This window comes from Pseudidiomarina mangrovi, from assembly GCF_003999375.1.
Taxonomy (GTDB): Bacteria; Pseudomonadota; Gammaproteobacteria; order Enterobacterales; family Alteromonadaceae; genus Pseudidiomarina; species Pseudidiomarina mangrovi.
On sequence record NZ_RJLC01000015.1, the window covers coordinates 39,145 to 61,068 of the forward strand.

A 21,924-nucleotide genomic window follows, 5' to 3' on the forward strand; every position below is an offset into this window, starting at 1 on the left:
GCAGCCATTAAAGGAGCTTTCGGCGCAAAGCTCAAGTAATGATGCGACCAATCGACAAAATATCAGGGTTGCGCGCCTGTTGCGGCAGACTACGCCCACACCAGCCAGACTAAGTACAGCAGCGCAAAGGCAGTTAAATAAAACAGCCCCAACCAGGCATACACCCGCAGCCAGCGCTGCGGCAAGGTGTGTCGCACCAAACTAAAGTTCAGCCAGGCAAAGAACGGGGTGGTGAGGAAGGCCGCGGTCATAGCGAAGGTCAGCATCGGCCCCAGCGCACCACGGAAGAACAGAATCACCACCAAACCAGCGATACTTTGCGCAATCAGCCAGCCACGCAAACTGGAATTAAGCCGTGGCTTGCCCTCAGCAGTGTGGGTGCGGGTGCGCAGCAAGCGGAAGCTCTCGCGCAAGGTGCGTGAATAGCCATCGAGCACCGCCAAGGTGGTGCCAAACATACACAAAAAGGCGATAAAGCCGACCAAATACTCCGACCACTCACCAATGGTGCTGCCGTACATGTTGACGAACTGGGTGGTGAACTGAGCGCCGGCCATTTGAATAGGTTGCTCGGTGCCAAACTGCACCATAGCGCCGAGCGCTAAGAACATCAGCGCCAAAATAGCCGTGACCCAATAACCCAAATGGAAATCGAATAGCGCATGACGCGGCGCCAGTTGGGTGATTTTCTGCTTACTTTGCAGCCACAGCGAGTTGATGGCGGAGAGCTCAATGGGCACCGGCATCCAACCCATCATGGCCACCAAAAACGCCACCGCAGAGAGCTGCCATGGCGATGGCATGTCGCGGTTTGGGTCCACCGGTGCGGCGTTTTGCCACGCAATCACCACCGCAATCACGGTAGCGACGCTGAGCAGCGCCATGATCCACTTAGAGATGATATCTAAGCTGCGATACTGGCCAGCCATGAGGATCAGCAAGCACAACACCAACAACAACGAACAAATCAGGGTAATTGAGAATTGCGGCACAAAGAACTGCAACAGCGCCCCGGTGAGCAGCAACACCCCAGCGGTATTCACCACTGCCGCCAAAATATTCAGCCCGGTAAACAACTGCAAGTACCAGCGGCCCTTGCGCAAGTAACCGACCATGAGGTTTTCGTTGTGCTCTAGGGTGTAGGTCACGGCGAAGCGAAAAAACGGATACTTGAGCACGTTGACCAGCACAATCAACCACCACAATTGCCAGCCAAACAGCGCCCCAGCCTGAGTAGAAGCGACCAAATGCGAGGCACCGACAGCGGCGGCAGCCAAGATAATTCCCGGCCCCAAGGCCGAACGACGGGTAGATGGCGGAAGATGCATAGCAGGAGCTCGTTGTTATTGTTATGACCTGTGCGTGGAAGCATAGCTGGCTTTTGTGGAGAAAAAAAGCGGGGGTTGTGTGGGTGGGTGATTGGCTTACAGCGATGTTCCATAATGTCGGCATATATTGACATTTGCCGACATTATGGAACATACTTGCATTATGAAAACAATCAACCAGAAGATTATGATGCTAGCTAAATCTCGGAAAATCTTCCGAGCGAGCGATATTTCTGCACAGGGCCTGCCTCGTGTTGCGCTAACGCGTCTGGTTCGCGAGGGGCAACTGATTCGAATCGATCGGGGCCTGTATACACTGCCCGAAAGACAAAGTTCTCAGCATAGTTCGCTGGCTGAAGTAGCGAGCAGATATCCCGACGGAATTATTTGTCTGCTCTCGGCGCTGCGCGTACATGATATAACCACCCAGTCACCTTTTGAAGTTTGGCTGGCGATAGCTCACAAGGCTCGCGCTCCCAAAATGGATTACCCGCAGCTGAGAGTTATTAGGTTTTCAGACCGAGCACGTACAGAAGGAATTGAGGAACAATCAGTGGACGGAATCACCATCAAAGTAACTAATATTGAACGCACCGTTGTCGATTGCTTTAAGTTTCGAAACAAAATAGGACTTGATGTTGCACTAGAAGCGCTCCGCGAAGCGTGGGACGCAAAACGCCTTAATATGGATGAACTATGGCGCTACGCCAACCTCTTTCGCGTCGCAAATGTTATGCGTCCCTATCTGGAGAGCCTGCGAGCCGAGTAACGATCATTTCACGCTTCTATTAGGCTGCACGGTTAAGGTGAGGCCAAGTGCGGAGGCGACCTTGGCGATGGTTGAAAACGTCGGGTTGCCCTCTGCTGAGAATGCTTTATAGAGGCCCTCGCGGCTAATGCCGGTATCGCGCGATAATTGGCTTATGTTGCGTGCACGAGCAATGACACCGAGCGCATGTACGATGAATGCAGGGTCACCATTTGACTCTTCCACGCAGGCGTCAAGGTAGGCTTGAATAGCCTCTTCACTATCGAGATGCTGGGCGGAATCCCAGCGGGTAAGCTTGGTGGTCATTGGGTGGCCTTGCTACCTAAAATGATTGTCAACTTTAGTTAGCATACGGGAGATTGTCAACTAAAGTTATCAGGTGAAATTACACTACCGCAGCTGGGTAAAAACTTCTGGGTGCTGCTCAGCTATTCGTAACAGGGCAACTGCCGGCCCTTGCGGTTGACGGCGCCCCCGTAAGCATTCGGCTAACAGTTTTCGCAGATATCCTCTACACTTAGAACACATAACCAGCAACTAACGGCAGCGGCTGATGACCAAAGAGCACAACCAGCACCTCAGCGAAGCACGATTCCGCAAGCTGTTTGACGACACCGATGCGATGTCCATTCAGGGCTATAGCGCCGATGGCACGGTGGTGTATTGGAATGCCGCGTCGGAGAAGATCTACGGTTATTCGACCGCCGAAGCGCTCGGCAAGAGTCTGTATGACCTCATTATTCCAGCCGACATGCGCAACGAAGTGAAGCAAGCGGTGGCGTGGATGTTTGAGTATCAGCAAGGCATTCCGCCGGCGCGGCTGAACCTCAAGCACAAAGACGGCAGCACCGTGCCGGTGTACTCCAGCCATACCGTGGTGGCGCTGCCGGGCGAGCAGCCGATTATGTTTTGTATGGACGCCGACATGCGCTCGCTAGAAATGGCCGAGGCCGAAGTGCAGCGGCTGTCGTACTATGACCCGCTGACCGACCTACCGAACCGGCGGTTGATGCTAGAGCGCATTGCCAGCATGACCCGCAGCATCAATGGCGATGGCGCAGTGGCGGCGCTGCTGATTGTGGATATCGACAATTTTCACAGCATCAACGAGAGCCTGGGCTACAGCAACGGTGACAAAGTACTGGTGCATTGCGCCCAAGCGCTGAAGCGCTTCGCCCACTCCGCCGATGACCTAGCACGGCTAGGTAAAGACGAGTTTGTGCTGCTGTTGCATGGCAACAGCGCGTCGTTCGATGCCGCCGCCGCAGAAGCCGAACTGCTGGCCACACAAATCATTGCCGCCTTAGAAATTCCGTTGCAGCTGGACCACACCCTGCACCAACTCAACGCCTGCGTGGGCATAGCATTGTTTCACTGCCCCAGCCCGTTGCCCAGCGATGAACTGATTCGCCAAGCCGACATTGCCCTGAAAATGGCGAAGAACTCCAAAACCACCGCCATTAGCTTCTTTGATCAGGGTATGGAATCGGTCGTAAAAGGCCGCGTGCAACTGGCGCAAGCGCTGCACCATGCCATTGAGCTGGAGCAATTCAGCCTAGCCATGCAACCGCAAGTGGATAGCACCCAGCGGCTGATTGGCTTTGAAGCGCTACTGCGCTGGCAGCACCCTACCCTAGGCCAAGTGTCACCCAACGACTTTATTCCCATTGCCGAGGCCACCGGCAGCATTATTGGTATTGGCGACTGGGTGCTAGAGCGCAGCTGTGCCCTATTGGCGCAATGGAGCACCCGCAGCGGCTGCCAAGACCTGAAGATATCGGTTAACGTGAGTGCGGTGCAATTTCGGCTCGGCGACTTTGTCGAGCGGGTAAGCAGCGTGATTGAGCGCAGCGGGGCCAACCCGCACAACCTGCGCTTTGAACTGACCGAAAGCTTGCTGGCCGACGACATTGACTTTGTGGTGGCACAACTGGAGCGGCTGCGCGCACTGGGCGTATCGGTATCACTGGACGATTTTGGCACCGGCTACGCCTCACTGGCCTACCTGACCCGGCTACCGCTGGACGAACTGAAAATTGACCGCGCCTTCGTAGACGACCTAGAGCCGCACAGCAAAGGCGCCCTGCTCACCGAAACCATCATCAGCTTGGGCCGCAGCATGAACCTAGCGGTGATTGCCGAAGGCGTGGAAACCGAGCAGCAGTTTAAGCGGCTGCAAGAACTGGGCTGCGAGTATTTTCAGGGGTATTTGTTTGGGAAGCCTAGCGTGGATGTTGAGGGGTGGTTGGGTGATAAATGATTGGGCGTTGAGACATTGAGCCATTGAACCATTGAACCATTGAGCCATTGAGCCAAGACTACACTGGGCTCGTAAGCGCCACGTGCTTATAAGTTAGTACATGACAGGTACGGTCGAATAGTAATTTTAATATGGATTATTCAATAATAATCAAAATAATTTGACGTTGCTGTAGATCAAAAAAAGATTTTGGAAATGTATTCTTATTAGCTATTATAAGCTCAAGTTGCAAATATCAAAAAAGGATTTTGTAGATGAACTTAACGAAAATTTCAATTATTGCAGTAACCTTATTTTCATCGGGATGTGCTCTTTCCCCTATGCCGGAAAATAATTATCACTTCTTTAGTAATTTTTGGGGGACGTTATCGGCCTGTTATGATAAAGGGCAAGTAAGCATTCAAAAATTTAATCTATCAGCTGATTCGTTTTCATATGCTTTAAGCACTTGGAGCTACGATAGCGAACAGTTATCACTAATGGCAATTGATGCCTATAATAGAGCAAATACGACCTCAAAAAATTGCTCAAGCCAAATTGCTATTGCCGATGATTTGATAGCTAATGTTAAAATGCGAAAGGCAAATGATGCTGCAAACATGCAACATTATTTGGCACTTACCGAAATGCTAAACAATATTGGAATCTCATACGACCAAGCTACTCAAGACCTACTGCAATCAGTTGATCAACAAAACTCGAATAACATTAATGGTACTGCTTGGAATCAGAAAAAACGCCCACCTCTTTTTGAATATCAATATAATTATAGAAATAACTTACCTGGCTTGCAGCTTTTTGAGAGGTCGAGTCAAAGTGCCTCGGGTCGAGTAACCTGCATTTATAATCGAGGTGCCACATTAATACTACCTTACGGAGAATTAATTTGCCCTCAAACTTATGAATATAAATAAGGCAGCCATAATGCGCTAAAAAAGCAAGTGCCATAGTAAATTTCTATCCACTCTCAGCAGTAATTGTTGGTAAATAGAAGCGCTTAAATTATTTTTGACGTACTTGTAGTTTTCGCAAGTTAAGAAATCATGCTATGAAAAATCCGATAACTGCCATTTGTTGAGCGCCTTTTCGAAGATCTACAGTACGCCATTCAATACCACTACTTTCCTGACGAATACGACTTTCACTACGTCTCGCTAGCTGACGCGTGTGACCGCAAACATGGCTTTGACCCAATGAGCCAAGACTACACCGAGCGCGTCAATGCGCGGCAAGTTGCGCTTGGCGCGCAGCTATTGGATGGGAATGAGCTGAGGGAACTCCTTCTCTTGTCGTTGCCCAATATTTGACGCATCAGTGTTTAGACCAACACCGTGAGCAGTTGCCGCGCCTCTTGGAAGAGGTGTTGGTAAACATCGAGAGAAGCGCCCGGCTTCGTTTAGTGCTTCAGTGACCTGATGCCTATAAGCAACTCGCTGCGGGGCTCATCAGCAACTATTAAGCGACATTTTAAGTTAGTGTTGACACTGTCTACCGCTCACAATATATCAGTCAATGCATCAACATACACCGGCTCTATCTGGTTAAAGTTAGGCGCCTGCTCGAGCAACTCAAGAGTAGTTAACTTCAATGAGGCACGAAAAGATTCGCTTGGATTATTCGGGATCGCCTTTGGAAGTACCAAGGGTAAACCAAGGTCAAAGAGATAATAATCTTCGGTAGAAGTACTGGCTTGCCCAGATTGCTCAATCAAAATATCACATCGTTTAACAATACGAACTCTCCGTATCGGCCAGACCCTTTCGATGTTTGAGTAACTATCGTGAGATTCCATCAACGCAAGGAAGCGTACTTCCTGAGCTATATGCTGTTTAAACCTGAGGCCAAATGTGGAAACTGGCATGTGGTATGCTCGCGCTGTACCGTCACGGAAGCGATCTAGATATTCCACTGAACGTCCTGAGGCTGGTCCAAGCGATGCAGTTAGCGTTAGGTCGTTATAAAGTGCCTGTGTCATGCCTTGGTGTGGAATACGCGCAGGTTCTGCCGTGTACAGCGACTCCTCCAAAGTGCTAGTACTTCCCGTACCAACAGGATTAGATAATCGATTAATCTGATCCTGTAGAAATTGTTTTAACCAGTGATTTTTGTACCGTTCATCGGTTGACGATGGCAATAACGGGAATGCTCCTATACCGACCTCATTTATCGATTCAGCGTATCTATTCGTTTCATTAAACTGATCAAAATAACCGGGGTATAACGCAAAGGCACCAACCACTGGACGGCTCTTTGATTTATCGTTCAGTCCGTTATTAGAAACACGGATCAGCGCATCGCGATAACGATGCATTTGATTTAAGGCATCATCTGGTACACGATCACCTTGGTCTTTAGCGAGGTCATCACTACCTCCCCAACGGTCGTCTTCATTTTGAATCCGGTATTTTGCATCGAATAGCCACATGAGCTTTTTGCTTGTGTGAGGTAGCTCCAATTCAAGCATAATATCGGGCTTCTGTGTTACCGCGTAAGACTTCAGTTCAGCATTGCCATTTCTAATCACAGGCTCATGTTTCAGGTATGCTTTAACACCATCCGCCTGACGAATAAACTTGAACGAGCCGGCTTCGCCATCCTTTAAGTAGTACTCAAGTTGATGCCTTAAGTACAGAGGGCTACTCTTTTGAGTGGTCTCTTCAAAGCCAAGTTCATTAATCAGCAAACGGCGCATTTCTAAAAAACACCAAATTTCATATATCTCCGCAACAGACTTCATTGAAATAGTGGACTGATTAGCGAAAGCATCCAAATAAAACTTAAGCTCCTGCCAGACGGAGTAAACTGTGCTGTAACCCGTTTTTTGTTGAAGAACGAGCGAGTCGCGACTAAGGCCTGTAAATTTACCAACATCCTTTAAAAAACTTTGCTTTAGCACAGTGGTTAGCGGCTTCTGCCACTGTTGAAGTTCGTCGAGGTACGATTCAGATATGTCTTTAAACTCACCACTTAATCTCGCAACACGTAGTAATGTCTCTATCCGTTGTAACTCGCGATGTGCCCGCTGTACAACAGATTTAATAAATCGGTTTTCAGGCGTATCAACACTTAAGCGCTTCTGCTCTATTTGGTAGCGTTTGTCGAAGTTCGTATTTTTAACGTCTTCTCGAATTTTCTCACTAAGCCTGTGACTAACTCGGCCCTTTAAACGATCAGCTTTTTTATGAAGGACTATAGTTTGCAATCGTGCATGTGGCGCTTGGGTAACAATCTTTAAACCATGCTCAAACCTGTCTCGTAGTACTTTAAAGTTCGCTAACCAGAGCAACGGAAAGTTACCACGTTTATTGGTCCTAGATGCATTTTGTTCTGTCTTCCCGATCGCACTGAAACGCCACAGAGGGAACTCACTATCTATAGCTTTGTACATAGCCGGTATGTCAGCATGCAGATTCATTTTGGTTGGTAGAACTTCGAATCGAATTACGAAGTTCTTGGTTACACCATTTGCTTCATATCGAACAGGCAGACTAAACCAACCAATGTCGTTACCTGTATTAATAACACCAGAGAGATGAGCCTTTCGTGCGTTTCGAGCAAGCACGAAACCAAAACCATCGTTAGTTGACTGACTTTTGTGAGTTGTGTTCGCCGATGAAACGTTGACCAGAAAGTTGATTTCCACTCGGTACAGCGTGTTCTCGAAAAACAACGGTTTCTCAATTTCAAGTGATGTAATCGATTCGCGGGTTGAAACCTGAGATGTATCGGTTTGATGAATAAAAATTTCTTTACAATTTTGAGGAGGTGATAACTCAATCTTTAAACCCGAGTTCTGAACACCATGTTTACGTTCCGTATTATGAAATGCTTGTTGCCGGCGTGAGATATCGTTTGCCCACACCGACAATTCAAAATCTGCCATTTCTAATCGAACGAGCTCTGGCATCTCACTTTGCCCCTAAAGGTAATAAAGCACTATGGCCAAAAACTCGTAAAGCCCGATGTCGTCAGTCTGCTCTGCATCCATTCTAGCTTTTTCCTGCTGCGACAGCCGATACGAATAACTGGTGCATTAGAGTCGTTATTTACACGCAGTAAATCAGGTCGTGCAAATTCATCAGCACCAGATGCGTTCCAGAACTCGTTAAATTCAGATGAGAGAAGATCCTCTAATTCATCTAACAACGGCCGCTTCTGCGCTCCGTTCCCCGCTAATTTGTCGGTATCACCCTCAATACGAGGAAGAACCTTGCACATTAGGAAATCATCCCAAACAGCTCTCAACTCGAGCTCGTTGTTCGGTTGATAGCAAATTACCGAAAGTAACAATTCATTCATAGCACGGTAGGCTAGCTTAAAAGGGGTATTATCAAGAACTGCATTAATTTTCTCGATAAATTCAATTGATAGGGCTCCGTCGGAGTCAACGGCCGGCAAGTACTCGCGCTGCGCCTGCGAATGTATTGGGTAGCTGAGCGTTTTATTCTTTGTAGTTGGTTCAAAGATTTCACTTAATACATTCGGATAGAACTCGCCAAAATCAAAAGTTAATGCACGGTCAATAACCTTGCGCGAGAAACCGTGTGTGGTCTCGTCCATGTTTACCGTACCCGCTACGATTAATTGAGGAGGAACACCCAGCCCATGCGTGGTAACAAAGTCCCAAAGGTCGCTATACTCCTCGCTAAACCCAAGGTCATTCTTAAGGATCGACAGCGAGCCCGGGGATAGCTCTTTGAATATGCCCGGCTTCAATAACGCATCAGACTTGTAAGTAAATGAATCACCGTCCCATTTCCATTCTCTAGTCTCTAGAACGGATAAATAATCTGCGAAATACTGCTCCACGGGTGCCAAGTTCATCTCGTCAAGGCATAACCATTGCGGTCCAAGCGATTCTAAAGATGGTAACTTACCAGTCACGGCTATTTGTTCATGACCATTAGAACTAACGACAGAGAGGTCCAAGCCAGCATCCACAATTTTTGTCCACGCCAAAGCGACAAATCCAAGCACGTCAGTGACTACATATTGGGGCGTACCACTCAGACGCGAAATGTATCCCAACAAATCACTTGGTTCATGCCAATCAGGCCGAACCGATACTAGCTCATAGCATTTTCCACTATCACCTTTCTCGGCTTGCTTTCGCACAAAGCGGGTCTTTCCTGTGCCTGAAATGCCGGCTAACAATAAAAAAGGCTTGGCTATGCGCGTGAAATCGTCGGTAATTTGAGAACTATGCTCTTTGGATACCTGTTCAATCAAACCAAATTTGGCCATAAAATCAAAATCGAAAACAATCACAATTCTTTTTATTTCATTGGCAGCATAAAGAGTCTGTGCAAAAGGCGCAGCATTGAGATCACCAGCTCGCTTTTTTATAAATGTATTATCGAACTTGATGGTTGGTGAACTCTTATTTCCACCATAATACTTGAGTAAAAGTTCAGGATTAATCGGCTCTGACTCTGTATATATATTGGGGTTAAAATCGTAATCAAAGAGTGAGTCAATGACGTCCTTTGGTATCTTCTTTAATATATCCTCAACTTCACTTAAACTAATTCTCCAAAATAATGACGCTATCAGAGACTTGAGAGATACTTTGGCTCCCTTTAAAAAGGTAACTCTAACCTCTTGAAGCCACTCTTTTGATAAAAGCGCGTACCAGTATTTTTCTGTGTAAGAATTTTTGGATTCCGACAAATAAAAAGCATTGTCAGCTTTTTCCGAAAACATCTTCATATCAGCCTTGAAATACAAGCCACTATCCTGCCTATCTATCGCGCAAATGATAAATAAAATAAGACCCGCAAATGTATCCGGCTTTTTGATTCGCTTCTCTAAATAACTCCGATGTTCAACGACCTCTGATATTGGTAAGTATGTCATGATAATTAGCCATCCAGTTCCAGAATTTTATCGACTATAGCAGCGACAACATTAACAGTCACAGAATTTCCCAACTGCTTGTATGCTTGAGCATTCGAAACTGGGAAACTAAACTTATCAGGGAAACCTTGAAGTCTTAATGATTCAATAACCGAAAGCTTGCGCCCTATATCCCATAGTTTCGGAACTCTGTTAGCTATGATCGTCGGAGCATATGTGTCTAGACAAGCATAAAATGCTTCCTGAATTTGAGTTTTAGCATGGTCGCCAACATGAAATCGTAATGACCCATCTGACTTTAAAAAAGAATAAACTCCATGCCGACCTTTCTTAGTATGAGGCTCATACATTGCGTTGTCATGTTGGACACGCGCGGTTTTTTTATAATGCTCGAAATGAAACTTAATTCTATCCAATTCAAACTTTGTTAACTTAAGTGACGGTGATTCATCATTCAAGTCAATAATGTCCCTTAGTTTTACTGATCTACCCTGCCCCTCTGGGAAAGTGAATTCTCTTGTTTTCAGACTTTTATGAATTGCGACACAATACCAACGTTCTCGGTATTGTGGGACTCCGAAGTCATAACTATTTAATATCTTCCAATAAGTATCATAACCAGCCTCATCCAATGCCTTTAAGGCAATAGACATAGTTTTCCCTTTATCGTGTGATTTGAATCCCTTAACATTTTCAAGCAGGGCAAACTTAGGTGTTTTCTCTTCTAAGATTCTGAGAACATCAAAGAATAGTGTACCGCGTGTTTTATCTTCAAACCCTTCACACCGTCCTGAATAACTGAAAGGTTGACAAGGAAATCCCGCTAATAGCAAATCGTGGTCAGGGATATTTGGCGCATCTATTAAAGTAATATCACCAAATGGTACTTCTCCATAATTTGCAGCGTACGTTTTTTGTGCAAAAGAATCGAATTCCGAAGAAAACACACAGGCTCCGCCATTTAGCTGCGCACCAATACGGATGCCGCCAATGCCTGCGAAAAGATCTATAAACCTAAACTTTGGCGATACTGTAGGACTCAATGTCTTTTCATCGAATATCATTCGATGCAAGCTTTTTGAATCAAAAAGTAGCGATTCCTGGGCAAGAACACCAAAAATTTGAGACTTGAGCTTCGCTGATGTCGAAATTTGTTTATTGCAATATAGCTGGCTATCAGTACAAAGCGCATGCATCCATTGGTCTATTACAGCTGACACAGACGTGCAATCGGGCTTGTGCTCGACTGCTAGTGGACTTAACAGTTGGACGAATTTTTCAATTATTTGTTGGGACATTGACTCTGCAGCTTATTGTTTTATTAATCAGTAGGTTACATTTTTTCTAGTGGAATTTAGTAACCGCTTTACGATACAAAATGGGTGGCCAGATAACTGCGCCAAATGCGTTTAGCTGTATGTTTATACACTAGTTTGCAGTATTAACAATATTTAGTGCTTCAGCAAGGAAATTTTAGTGACTATTCTCCTATTCGTTTGCCGATCTCTCCGTCAACGCTAGGCTATCGCAATGTCTAGTCTGCGTGAGCCCCTTTTCAATACGGACACTCGTTAATTAAGCGATAGGCCTAGACCTATCTTTAAGGAATGTCTATGGGGCGTGTAGATACTTTCACCAGCGAAAAGCACCAATCTCTCTATACTCCGTGGTAAAACCGTTATTGTGTGATTCACCGGGGTTCTGACGGCCCCATTGCCACCTGATATTTAACTACACAACAACCATCTCAACCACCCTTACCAAAGACCGCAAAAACGCCACCACCCCACCGTCAGCAGCCGCACTCTTCATCGCCTCAAGCTGCTGCGTATCAAGCCAATACCCACCCACCATCACCCCCACGGGGGATTCAACGGCAGCGACATCCGCAAGCGGGTCACCAGCCAGTAAAACCAGATTGGCACGATAGCCGGGCACAATCATGCTCGTGTTCGCAAAGCCCAATACTTCGGCATTCACGCGGGTAGCCGAGCGTAGCGCCTGATACGGCGTTAACCCCGCAGCCACCAACAATTCCAGCTCGCGGATCATCGATGCGCCGGGGATAATACCAAAGCTGCCGCTATCGGTGCCGGTCAGCAAAGGCACGCCAGCTTCATGCAATAGGCCGGTGGCGGTTAGAAAGAACTCAGCGTGCGGCGCTTCATAAGCCGAAGGGTCCATCTGGCTCCAAAACTTCTGGGCGTCGCTGGCAAACCAGGTCACCAGCGGGTTGATCATGTCGCTGCCGGGCCGCGATAAATACGCGCCCTGACTCTCGGCAATCAAAACCAGCCGCTTGTGGGCATAGAGGGTTGGCGTAACCGCCTCGCCCGATTGCGCCAGCGTAGCAGCAAGCGCAGCCATTTGTTCGCTGTCTAGGTTATCGCGCAAACCATGCCACACTATGGTTTCGATATGCTCAAGGGTGGTCAGCCCGCGGCCAAGCGATGCTTCCCACGCAATGCTGAACGGCACGGAGCGCGGCATACCTGCGCTGCGTTCGCCCTCGGGGGAATGTCCGCTCACCGTCATGCCTAACAGCTGCGCTTCGTCAATCACCGCATCAAACGCCTCAAGGGTTAGATTTGAATAGACTTTAATATGCCGATAGCCGGCACGGTATTGGCCCTGAACCGCCAAACGCGCTTCTTCGGCGCTATTCACTGTGGTTTGTAGGATAAGTTGGTTGGGGCCGGGGCTGTTTAGAATGGGTCCGGTGGTGATGAAGTCTGGCGCCAGCAGCTGCCCTTGCTTCACCCGCTCAGTGAGCCGCAGATGAAACGGATAGCCCGACATATTGCGCACGCCGGTTACGCCATGAGCCAGATAGGCCGCCAGCTCTAGCTCATCGTTAAGGTGGATATGCGCATCAATGAGGCCGGGCATCAGCGTATGGCCCTGCCCGTCAATCACCAGCACGCCTTCCGGCGCCGTGAGCTCACCTGCCGCGCCAATTGCGGTAATGGTATCGCCCATCACCAGCACGTCTTGCGCCGGTTGCGCTGTGGTGCTGTTGTCCGCCATAGAGAGCACCCGCACATTGCTGAACAGCACACCTTTTGGCTGGCTTGCGGCGGGTTGCAGCGCACTCGGCACCTGGCTGACCAAAAGCCACACCCCAAGCGCTAGAACTGCTATGAATAAGCCGAGGGCGGTGACTGTACGTTTTACCCACCGTAATCCGTTATTGGTGTTCAAGCTGGTGTCCTTGTTGTGTTGCTGGGTAAGTGATTGAGCTTTAAGGCATCGTCTACTTTCTGGCAGGCTGATGCAAGAGTTAGTGAATTATTCGATTGGACAAAATTCGCTCGGTGGTTTATATTTTCACAGTGTTTTACTTTTTTATAAACCAACTATGGAGAGTGACGTGTTCGCAGAACGATTCGTTCGAGCTCGCAAAGCATCTGGGCTATCAATGCAGGCCCTGGCCGGTCAGGTCGGGCTCTCAGCTAATGCAATTAAAAAATATGAACACGGCGACGCCATGCCGTCATCAGCGAATCTACTGAAGCTGGCCAAAGCCTTGAATGTGCATAGCGAGTACTTTTTTCGTCCGTCTAAGATTGAAGTCACCGGCATTGAGTATCGTAAGCGGGCTAGCACACCGCAGAAAACGCTCAAAAAAATACATAGCGATGTGATGGATCAAGCTGAGCGCTGGTATGAATTGCTCGATATCTACCCAGACTCAGCAAAACCCATTCCAACCTTTGACTTACCGGCTGGCTTACCGCAATTAATTGCCGATTACGACCAGCTTGACGATGTCGCTGATTGCGTGCGGATGCATTGGGGGCTTGGTCTCAACCCGATTCACGATATGGTCGACACGTTCGAGTCTCGGGGTTTAATGGTTATTTTGACCCATGTGGATACTGACAATAAATTTGATGGCCTTGCTGGAACCATAAAAGACCAGCCGCTTATCGTGATTTCCGGTGCGCAAGCAGGCGATCGGCAACGATTTACCCTTGCCCATGAGCTCGGTCATTTGGTGTTGAACGGGCGGTTAGCTGGTGCTCTTGATGAAGAGAAGGCCTGCCATCGCTTTGCCGGCGCTTTTTTGTTACCGCGTTCAGCGTCAATTCAAGAGTTAGGCGAAAAGCGCAGCAATTTAGAGGATCGCGAGCTGTACATGCTGAAACACGAATATGGCATCAGCATGGCTGCCATTGCCATTCGCGCCATGCAGTGCGACATCATCACCAAGGCTTACTATGAGCGCGTTGTTCGTACATTTAGCACGAAGGGCTGGCGAACCGAAGAACCAGGTGACCAGTATCCCGCCGAGCGCACCATGCTGTTCGAGCAACTGGTCTATCGCGCTTTAAGTGAGGAGTACATTGGCGAATCGAAAGCTGCGGAGCTGATGGGTATATCGTTGGGCCGCTTTCACAAGGAACGTAAGCTGGAGATAACCCGTGACTCAGCCAGTACTTGTTAGTGATGTAGGCAATAAAAAACCCCTTAGCAGTTTCTACGCCGCAGGTTATTCACCGAAAGGGGCCGTGTTAGCGCTAAATTTAATGTTCTAGCGGAGGACAGTCAAGGCTGTTCTCCGCCAATTTTCGATAATAGTGACGACTCTGCTTCACTTGCTGCGACAATGCCGCCCGCGCAGTCGGAAAAACCCTGCGAATAGAGCTTGCTTAAACGCAAGCCCTACAGAGCTGTACCTGACAGATTAGTAAGTACAGACGCTCTTCGCACTTTCACCCAACACCCGCATATTACTCAGGATCAACTCAGGGATAGGGTGTGGCCACATTTCATAGACCGACATATTGCTCCGCACAGGGCAGCTGCTGGTTTGATGCGGATTGCCCTCAAAATCAATCATGTCGAGGTTATATTTAATCGGAAATGAAAACGGATTTTGGACCGACAGCATCATGCCAACGCTGGTGTCCATTTGAGTAAAAGAGAAGCGAATGGTCTTTTCAGGGTTCCGCATTGCAGTCACCTGTCTGAAATTACCGAGGCGGTCGCCCTCTAACAGGTCAGCCTCAATCAGCAGCTCTTCACCGGGTAGGATAGAAATTGCATCGCCCTGCGCTGCGGGCCAATAAAGCGGAAGTAGTTCATCGACCACGTCGTTTTCGGTGCGAAAGGTCACACGAATATTTTCACGGCAAGGATTATTCTGACAGAACTGCTCTAAAGAGATTTCTTCATCATGATTAACCGCTACTTCGGCTGGTGATTCTTTGCCAGTGGATTGGCAGCCGGCCACAAATAATGTCACTGCCAGCATAATTGCGTAATTTTTCATAAAATGTCCTTTTCATTAAAAGTCACATCACTGTGCGAGATGCCCCGCGCGCTTAATCTCTCGTTTAATTGCATGGTTGCTTCTTTTTAAAACTGCGCAAGAAGTTGACCTAGCTTAAGCGTTTATGATCAATAACGCCCGCAACACACGCGAGCAACTTGTTGCGAATCGAGGGCTGAAAGCCCGTTATGATCGGGTTTGTTTATTGTGTTTATCTTATGGGCTCCAGTTTTGGCCCCTTAACCACATATGATTTATCAAATTCAGAAAGCCATTGATTGATTGTTTCTTGATCTAGAGCTTCCGTTTTTTCAGCGTATGAAAGTCGGTGAATACCGTCATTACCTAAAAATATTCTACTTACCTCTGCCTGCATCTGGTGTCCCTGACAGGCTGGGAACGAAAAAATATATGTTATTGAATATTCTTCTTCACTGAGAACTTCAAATCGTGTTCCAGGGCACTGTGATTCGCGCGTCTTTCTGAATTCATGGATGTATTCATTCAACGATGGCGTGTCACCCTCAATGAATTCTATTGATACCAATTTCGACCAATCTTTGATTGATTCTCCTTTTGGAACAAATTCTCGGATATACCCCTTTCCTGTTCCAAAATCCCTTTGAAATCCAACGTCCCACTTATCTGTGTTAATGTCAGTTCGAATTGCTTCCAGCGGTACACTCGCGCATGCAGAGACTAACAATGTTAGTAAAATGGTTAGTACGTACTTCAACGTCATCTCCTTGTTTAAAACATATTTCGTTAGTAGTTCGCACGCAAAATTCCGCTCAATAAAATCCGCGCTCTCGAACTTTGCTTTTTTGTTATGGAATTGACCATAAATTATTTAAAGAAAATAAACAATAAAAAATAGCAGCACTGCTGATGCGCGCTAACCATTCCGCCTCATCATCCTCATCAGGCGGCCATGCTACCTCAGGTGGATCAATTTTAAATTGCCCCCTTAGGCATATCGAAAGTGTGTCAGCTATCTGTCTGCTGTGCTTCAACGAATAACATATTGCGAGCTTGCGGAACCCGATCAGCCAACCGCATTAACTTGTCCATCGCCTCTGACTGGGTCACATCATCGTTTTCATATTTTGAGAATGCAACGACACCGCCACCAAACACTCTGGCTGCATCGGATTGTTTCAATCCCAAACGCTCGCGCAGCGCGCGCACTTCAGCTCCAGTTAACAAGCCATCAACCGATTTTTTGAACGCCACCATGCGACGCTTGTTGTCGCGCGCTTGGTGCGGCAAGGTCATCTCCACACCACAGGTATTGCATTCGCAGTAATCTAAAGCGAGTTCTTGCTTGACGGACTTGTAAGTGACCGCGTTCATACCTTGTTTCGCTGCTAACGATCCTTCACCACACAAGTCACATATCAGCTTATGCTTACTCATGTTTCATCTCCTATAGCGGTGGATTTTCGGTGTATCTGCCCAGTACAATATCATTTACCATAATGGTAAATCTAATTCTAAGCATCTATAACGGCTTTTGCAGCTATAATCTCTACCATCAGCTCCACAAAAGGGAACCACCATGTCTGAATCAAGCAGTTTTACCGTGCACCTGAAATTACTCTCAGGCTATAAGTTTGAAATTGATTTTGGCGATGCCGGGCAGATCGTCTCCGACGAGCCGGCGCCACTTAGCGGCGGTGACGGCCCTAGCCCATCGGGTTTACTTGCGGCAGCGGTCGCCAATTGCTTAGCGGCCAGCTTGATGTTTGCGGTGCGCAAGTTTAAAGAAGATCCGGGTCAGGTCAGTGCCGAAGTGCGCGGCGAGTTAGAGCGCCAAGACGGCCGCTTGCGCATCGGCAAGCTGCACGTTGAGCTTAAGCTAGGCGCCGAAGCCGCAGCCCTGCCCCACCTAGAGCGCGCCTTGAGCCAGTTCGAGAATTTCTGCGTGGTCACCCAAAGTGTCCGCCAGGGCATTGACGTGAGCGTTGCGGTTTGCGATAGCGCCGGGCAGATTGTGCATCAGGGCTAGCGCGCGGCGTGATGCACCGCTAACGTGTCTACGTACTGCTGAAATTCGACGATTTTGCCAGCGGCCAAGGTCCAAATATGCACCAGCTGCGGATTCATGGTTTTGCCGGTCGCTTTGTTGACGCCGCTATACCGACCACTGGCAATGATGTGATCGCCAGCGTCATACAAGTTGGTGATGGTCACCGAAAAATCATCATAATCACCCAAGCAGCGCATAAATACGCCCTCTACCACCGCCTGCGGGCCAACGTAGGGATTGCGGTCGGCGTAGGGGAAGTTCTCCGCTTCATTCCAAACAACCGCGTCGTGCATCGCCTCAACCACACCCGCAACATTACCTGCGCTGAAATTGCGATAAAGGCCTTCAATCACTTCTTTGTTGGTCATGTTGTTCTGCTCATTGTTGTGATGTATTGCCTAAAGCTAGCAGAATTGCGTGAAAGCACCGCTATTTTTTGGCCTTGCCGTATATAGAGTAGAAGATCTATTGCCGAAATGTCGAAGTGTGTTCTACACTTTAATGAGCTTCTATTCAGAAAAATAATTGGTTTTTACCTTACAGAAATTCACTGAATAAAATTTAATGAGGTTTAAAATGATAAAAAAAATAATAATCGTTAGCGTAGCCCTCACACTTATTAGCTGCGCCACTTCCTACCAACCAAATTCTTTCTCTGGTGGTTTTGAAGAAATACAGCTTTCACCTAATGTTTGGAGCGTAACTTTCAATGGCAATGGATATACAAGAGCTACCGCAGCAGAGGAAATGGCTCTTCTTCGCAGCGCAGAGCTAACCTTAACTAATGGCTTTAAATATTTTGCTATAGTCGATCGTAATTCAAGAAATGACACAACCGTAATACCTCAAGCATCACGTAGCTATACTAGCGGTAATATAAACTCCTTTGGAAACTACAATGGGAGAACAACGACATACGGCGGTGTACCACTGGTTATTAAAAAGCCATCTGCCAACAATACAATCATGATGTTTAAAGAGAACCTGAATGATGACCCTTTTTTTTACGACGCAAACTTTATATGTGAATCTCTTGGCCCCAAATATGAAGTTATTTGTGGGCAAGGAAAGGATTAACATTGGAGTTCCTAGCTTACGCTAAAAAGCTGATAGTTCATCAAGGCTAATATTCTTAAATCGAATAGGTGCAGCTTTGCTGCACCATATAGCGAAAGCGCGAATTAATTACATTATTATATTGAACTAGTCGCCACACATTATTTTTAAAATGTTGGGGCTTATAGATGCCTCAATAGAGGAATTAGCAGATAGATAGCCAATAACTTGTTTATTTTTAATAATCATCGGCGGTAAAGATGAAAATTCATTAAATGGAGAGTACGCATTGAACTGATTGCCAAATGTTGAAAATTCATTCCAGATTGAGTCACTGCTAAATTCGTTACCGTAGGCCCCAAAATCATTAAAGATGGAGTCACTATCGAAGCTATTTGTGATTTTTCCGAGATATGTATTCTTATTATCTTGAGCGATAATCACTGAACCATCGACAATTTGGCAAAGGTCATTTGCCGCAGCAGGTATGACAACAACACAAAGCAAGCTCAATAGATGTTTTCTCATCTAATCTCCTAGAGTATAACTTTGCATAGTGGGCGCGCACAACATCACTCTATCAAACGCACGCTATTATGCGCTTGCTTTTTGTTATGGAATTGACAGTAAATTATTTATAAAAAATACACAACAACAAAAAACGGCAGTACCGCTGCGGAAAAGCTGTCGGAAGATGATGCATCACTCAGACCACACTGCATATTCATTGCCGCTAGGGTCGCTGAAATGGAATCTGCGGCCGCCGGGGAAGCTGAAGATTGGCTTCACAATGTTGCCGCCGGCCTGTTCGACGCGTTGCAACGCATCCTCAAGATGTGCGCTATAGAGTACAATCAAGGCGCTGCCTGTGCTGGTTTGCGCGCGCAACTCGGAGCGATAGAAGCCGCCATCAAGGCCAGCGCCCTGAATGGACGCATAGTCCGGGCCGTAATCGATAAATGTCCAGCCGAATGCCGCGCTGAAGAACGCCTTGGTGCCCTCAAGATTACTTACTGGCCATTCCACGTAGTTAATTTTTTCAGACATCGCTTTACCCTCTATCAGCTACCAACCGTTCCATCACGAAATTAGTGAGTATTTCGCCGCGAATGTCGACCTGCTGCTCGCGCACCACATAAAACCCATAGCGCTCGAAAAACGGCCGAGCGGTAATGCTTACATGCGAGTATAGATGCTTCACAGATTTTAATTGGCTGATTGCAGTGTACGAGCAATTCACTAAACCGCTACGCAAATATCTAATAATCAATCGCTGACGTCGACACATTTCGGCTAATACAAACTTTATATTGATCCAACCAACTACCACGGAGCAGAAATCATGGACCAAGAACGTCAAGAAAAATTAGAAGATGTTAGTGCCGCAATCGGCGAAGTTATAGCTGAAGCGTTTTACGATAGTGACCCACTGAACTTCGGTGCCGAAGCGGTTAAATCAAATATCGACGCTTACAATGAAGGAGCTTATTTAGCCGGCTTGCTGATTTTCATGGGCGGTTTTGTCATGCACGATGCGATCAAAACTGGGCTGTCCGATGCATCAGACCAAGAGATCACCGATGAGATGGTCGAGACTGTCCTTGAATTCATGCAACGAAATCCAAAAATTCAATTCATCAAATGAAGTACTGATCTGACATATTATGTCGTTGCGGTAACTATAATGCGCCACAACTAGAACACCCTACCCGTGAGTGTTATTCTTGTGGCGCATTATAGTTACCGCATTCCATGGAGTCATTGATGAGAAGTGAACGCACCGTATTGACAGATGATGCTGAGAAAGCCATCTTCACGCTGCGCGTCTTGCAAGTAATGCCGACTGAACCCCAATGGGCCATTGACCTTCAAGAAGTTATGACACGGTTAGTCGAAAATTTTAATATAAAAGATGATAGTAAATTAAAAACTCGCGTCAGCTACCAACTTAAGAACCTGACCGAGTATCAGCTGCTGATTGAGTCTGAAGATAGCAAGCGTCGTTGGTATCGCAATGCCGCTGTTGACCTTGATCTCAGCGCCCCTGACCTAGATACCTTATCAACCTTGTCGGTACTGGCAAAAATCTCTGACAAGTTATTTAAACATTCAAGTGATGCTATTCATGCTCATGTAGAGAATCTCACCAATCGTTTCAAAACGATTAGCCATTTCGAACGGGTTAATCTTCTCTCTAATCGATTCGAATATGCCGATTTTCTGCTAACACCTAACTTTAATCCGCAGCATCAAGCCATTTTGATAACCTTACAAAAAGCACTACTGGAAGACTGTGTGGTGTCGATATTATATCGGCCTCGGGATAGCGAGACCCTAAAAGTCGATGTCGGTTTAGCGCTCGGTATAGTTCAAAAGAGCAACCTACAAACACTTGTTCTTTTAGCTCGGGCGAAAAAGGATGATAAGACAGTTGCTGAAACCGTTCGTATTTCGATCGACCGGATTGTTTTAGCGCATTTACGCAAGAATAAAGGTGAGTTTGAGCGTTATCAGCCAATAGCATCTGATAATGCTGACGAAATCTGGTATGACCGCAATAACAATCCTGAACTCAAATTTCAGGAGTTTTTAAAGGCTAGTGCCGGCGGCATGCTCATGCGCAAACCACTCAGCAATGGTATGCAACTGCCAACCCGAACCGGGGAGTCGGCAGAACACGAAGCTGGCGACCCAACTGATGTCGATCACTGTGTTCGATTCGTTGCTCATGTTCATTCACATTTGAAAGCACATCTTGAAACGCTCAAGCTGAGCGATGATCAGGCCTTTACGCCACTGAACACCGAAACTAATTACCAAGGTACAAATACTGGTGATCGATGGTACGAATTAACAGCAACTGTCATTCCGTCTGAAAACTTTGAGTGGTGGATCATGTCCTGGGCAGAGCGAATTGTAGTTCTTGAGCCAACATTTATGGGTAAAAGAATTAGCCACCGTATAGCGCGGGCGGCGGCTAATTATAAGACCTGTTCTAATGCAGAAGGTTGAGGCGGTTTTTCAGATAATCTACGACCTCAATCATACCGTTGCTTAGTGCAAAACGATGCCCACCTTTTACATAATCGTCATCAGTTGTTTCGTCTATCCAATAAGAACACAGCATGTCACTGATGTACCGATCAATCGTACGGCGATCGATGCGTTCGCCCATGTTGCGAAGATGACGGTAGATTTGACTTTTTGTCAGCCCTTCTAAATCTGGATCATATTTGCGCAATATCGAAGCAACTTTCACACAGCGTAATACAATTTCACGATTTTCTGGTTTTTTAACCGGATGAATTGGACGGGGCATATACCTACGCTCCTCATGATATAAGTCATTGT

21 protein-coding genes are annotated in these 21,924 nt (G+C 47.0%); 8 read left to right on the forward strand and 13 right to left on the reverse strand.

The features are described from left to right. Nucleotides 1–89: 89 nt before the first annotated feature. A complete protein-coding gene (locus EFO84_RS07700) occupies nucleotides 90–1,328 on the reverse strand; it encodes an NRAMP family divalent metal transporter (protein ID WP_127347485.1) in 1,239 nt (412 codons plus the stop codon). 163 nt (nucleotides 1,329–1,491) lie between these two features. Between EFO84_RS07700 and EFO84_RS07705 the strand changes: the two genes are divergently transcribed. Beyond that, nucleotides 1,492–2,097: a type IV toxin-antitoxin system AbiEi family antitoxin domain-containing protein gene (locus EFO84_RS07705; RefSeq protein WP_127347486.1), complete on the forward strand. Its 606-nt coding sequence runs from the start codon at nucleotides 1,492–1,494 to the stop codon at nucleotides 2,095–2,097. A gap of 3 nt (nucleotides 2,098–2,100) precedes the next feature. On the opposite strand, the gene EFO84_RS07710 is transcribed toward EFO84_RS07705, so the two are convergent. After that, nucleotides 2,101–2,403 (reverse strand): addiction module antidote protein, encoded by a 303-nt coding sequence (locus EFO84_RS07710; RefSeq protein WP_127347487.1) that lies wholly within the window; start codon nucleotides 2,401–2,403, stop codon nucleotides 2,101–2,103. 247 nt (nucleotides 2,404–2,650) lie between these two features. Between EFO84_RS07710 and EFO84_RS07720 the strand changes: the two genes are divergently transcribed. Together EFO84_RS07720 and EFO84_RS07725 are read left to right on the forward strand one after the other, a co-directional pair. Continuing rightward, nucleotides 2,651–4,357 (forward strand): putative bifunctional diguanylate cyclase/phosphodiesterase, encoded by a 1,707-nt coding sequence (locus EFO84_RS07720; protein ID WP_127347488.1) that lies wholly within the window; start codon nucleotides 2,651–2,653, stop codon nucleotides 4,355–4,357. Nucleotides 4,358–4,611: 254 nt separating this feature from the next. After that, complete coding sequence (locus EFO84_RS07725; protein WP_127347489.1) at nucleotides 4,612–5,271, forward strand: hypothetical protein; 660 nt, start codon at nucleotides 4,612–4,614, stop codon at nucleotides 5,269–5,271. A 581-nt stretch (nucleotides 5,272–5,852) separates the two neighbouring features. On the opposite strand, the gene EFO84_RS07730 is transcribed toward EFO84_RS07725, so the two are convergent. From EFO84_RS07730 to EFO84_RS07745, 4 genes are all read right to left on the reverse strand, one after another. After that, entirely contained in the window at nucleotides 5,853–8,264 is a 2,412-nt protein-coding gene (locus tag EFO84_RS07730) for a restriction endonuclease-like protein (RefSeq protein ID WP_127347490.1), read from the reverse strand. A gap of 29 nt (nucleotides 8,265–8,293) precedes the next feature. Next, nucleotides 8,294–10,213 carry an McrB family protein gene (locus EFO84_RS07735; RefSeq protein ID WP_127347491.1) on the reverse strand — a complete coding sequence of 640 codons (1,920 nt, stop codon included), beginning with the start codon at nucleotides 10,211–10,213 and terminating at the stop codon, nucleotides 8,294–8,296. Between the two features lie 5 nt (nucleotides 10,214–10,218). Then, a complete protein-coding gene (gene dcm, locus EFO84_RS07740; protein WP_127347492.1) occupies nucleotides 10,219–11,511 on the reverse strand; it encodes a DNA (cytosine-5-)-methyltransferase in 1,293 nt (430 codons plus the stop codon). Between the two features lie 433 nt (nucleotides 11,512–11,944). Then, nucleotides 11,945–13,414, reverse strand: a complete 1,470-nt coding sequence (locus EFO84_RS07745) for an amidohydrolase family protein (RefSeq protein ID WP_127347493.1) — start codon at nucleotides 13,412–13,414, stop codon at nucleotides 11,945–11,947. Between the two features lie 169 nt (nucleotides 13,415–13,583). Between EFO84_RS07745 and EFO84_RS07750 the strand changes: the two genes are divergently transcribed. Beyond that, nucleotides 13,584–14,660 (forward strand): helix-turn-helix domain-containing protein, encoded by a 1,077-nt coding sequence (locus tag EFO84_RS07750; RefSeq protein ID WP_127347494.1) that lies wholly within the window; start codon nucleotides 13,584–13,586, stop codon nucleotides 14,658–14,660. 240 nt (nucleotides 14,661–14,900) lie between these two features. Here the strand turns inward: EFO84_RS07750 and EFO84_RS07755 are convergent, their stop codons facing one another. The 3 genes from EFO84_RS07755 to EFO84_RS07765 all read right to left on the reverse strand — a co-directional run bounded on the left by EFO84_RS07755 (nucleotide 14,901) and on the right by EFO84_RS07765 (nucleotide 16,904). Continuing rightward, nucleotides 14,901–15,488 (reverse strand): hypothetical protein, encoded by a 588-nt coding sequence (locus tag EFO84_RS07755; protein ID WP_127347495.1) that lies wholly within the window; start codon nucleotides 15,486–15,488, stop codon nucleotides 14,901–14,903. Between the two features lie 211 nt (nucleotides 15,489–15,699). Beyond that, a complete protein-coding gene (locus EFO84_RS07760) occupies nucleotides 15,700–16,224 on the reverse strand; it encodes a hypothetical protein (RefSeq protein WP_127347496.1) in 525 nt (174 codons plus the stop codon). Nucleotides 16,225–16,475: 251 nt separating this feature from the next. Then, nucleotides 16,476–16,904: a type II toxin-antitoxin system MqsA family antitoxin gene (locus EFO84_RS07765; RefSeq protein WP_127347497.1), complete on the reverse strand. Its 429-nt coding sequence runs from the start codon at nucleotides 16,902–16,904 to the stop codon at nucleotides 16,476–16,478. Between the two features lie 142 nt (nucleotides 16,905–17,046). Between EFO84_RS07765 and EFO84_RS07770 the strand changes: the two genes are divergently transcribed. Beyond that, the gene (locus tag EFO84_RS07770) at nucleotides 17,047–17,496 is read left to right on the forward strand and encodes an OsmC family protein (protein WP_127347498.1); all 450 of its coding nucleotides are present in this window, start codon (nucleotides 17,047–17,049) and stop codon (nucleotides 17,494–17,496) included. On the opposite strand, the gene EFO84_RS07775 is transcribed toward EFO84_RS07770, so the two are convergent. Further along, nucleotides 17,493–17,885 carry a nuclear transport factor 2 family protein gene (locus EFO84_RS07775; RefSeq protein WP_127347499.1) on the reverse strand — a complete coding sequence of 131 codons (393 nt, stop codon included), beginning with the start codon at nucleotides 17,883–17,885 and terminating at the stop codon, nucleotides 17,493–17,495. The two genes, EFO84_RS07770 and EFO84_RS07775, sit on opposite strands and share 4 nt — an antisense overlap. A 208-nt stretch (nucleotides 17,886–18,093) precedes the next feature. On the opposite strand from EFO84_RS07775, the gene EFO84_RS07780 reads away from it, so the two are divergent. Next, nucleotides 18,094–18,594: a CC0125/CC1285 family lipoprotein gene (locus EFO84_RS07780; RefSeq protein ID WP_205701963.1), complete on the forward strand. Its 501-nt coding sequence runs from the start codon at nucleotides 18,094–18,096 to the stop codon at nucleotides 18,592–18,594. Between the two features lie 126 nt (nucleotides 18,595–18,720). Here EFO84_RS07780 and EFO84_RS07785 read toward each other — a convergent pair whose 3' ends face one another. Next, a complete protein-coding gene (locus EFO84_RS07785) occupies nucleotides 18,721–19,101 on the reverse strand; it encodes a hypothetical protein (protein ID WP_127347500.1) in 381 nt (126 codons plus the stop codon). A 174-nt stretch (nucleotides 19,102–19,275) separates the two neighbouring features. Next, nucleotides 19,276–19,620, reverse strand: coding sequence for a VOC family protein (locus EFO84_RS07790; protein WP_127347501.1), 345 nt, complete (start codon nucleotides 19,618–19,620; stop codon nucleotides 19,276–19,278). Nucleotides 19,621–19,915: 295 nt separating this feature from the next. Here EFO84_RS07790 and EFO84_RS07800 point away from each other — a divergent pair, with 295 nt between their 5' ends. Both EFO84_RS07800 and EFO84_RS07805 read left to right on the forward strand, forming a co-directional pair. Continuing rightward, nucleotides 19,916–20,218, forward strand: coding sequence for a hypothetical protein (locus EFO84_RS07800; protein ID WP_127347502.1), 303 nt, complete (start codon nucleotides 19,916–19,918; stop codon nucleotides 20,216–20,218). 119 nt (nucleotides 20,219–20,337) lie between these two features. Then, nucleotides 20,338–21,585: a WCX domain-containing protein gene (locus EFO84_RS07805; protein WP_164742406.1), complete on the forward strand. Its 1,248-nt coding sequence runs from the start codon at nucleotides 20,338–20,340 to the stop codon at nucleotides 21,583–21,585. Here EFO84_RS07805 and EFO84_RS07810 read toward each other — a convergent pair. Beyond that, nucleotides 21,569–21,892 (reverse strand): hypothetical protein, encoded by a 324-nt coding sequence (locus EFO84_RS07810; RefSeq protein ID WP_127347504.1) that lies wholly within the window; start codon nucleotides 21,890–21,892, stop codon nucleotides 21,569–21,571. The two genes, EFO84_RS07805 and EFO84_RS07810, sit on opposite strands and share 17 nt — an antisense overlap. Nucleotides 21,893–21,924 lie beyond the last annotated feature (32 nt).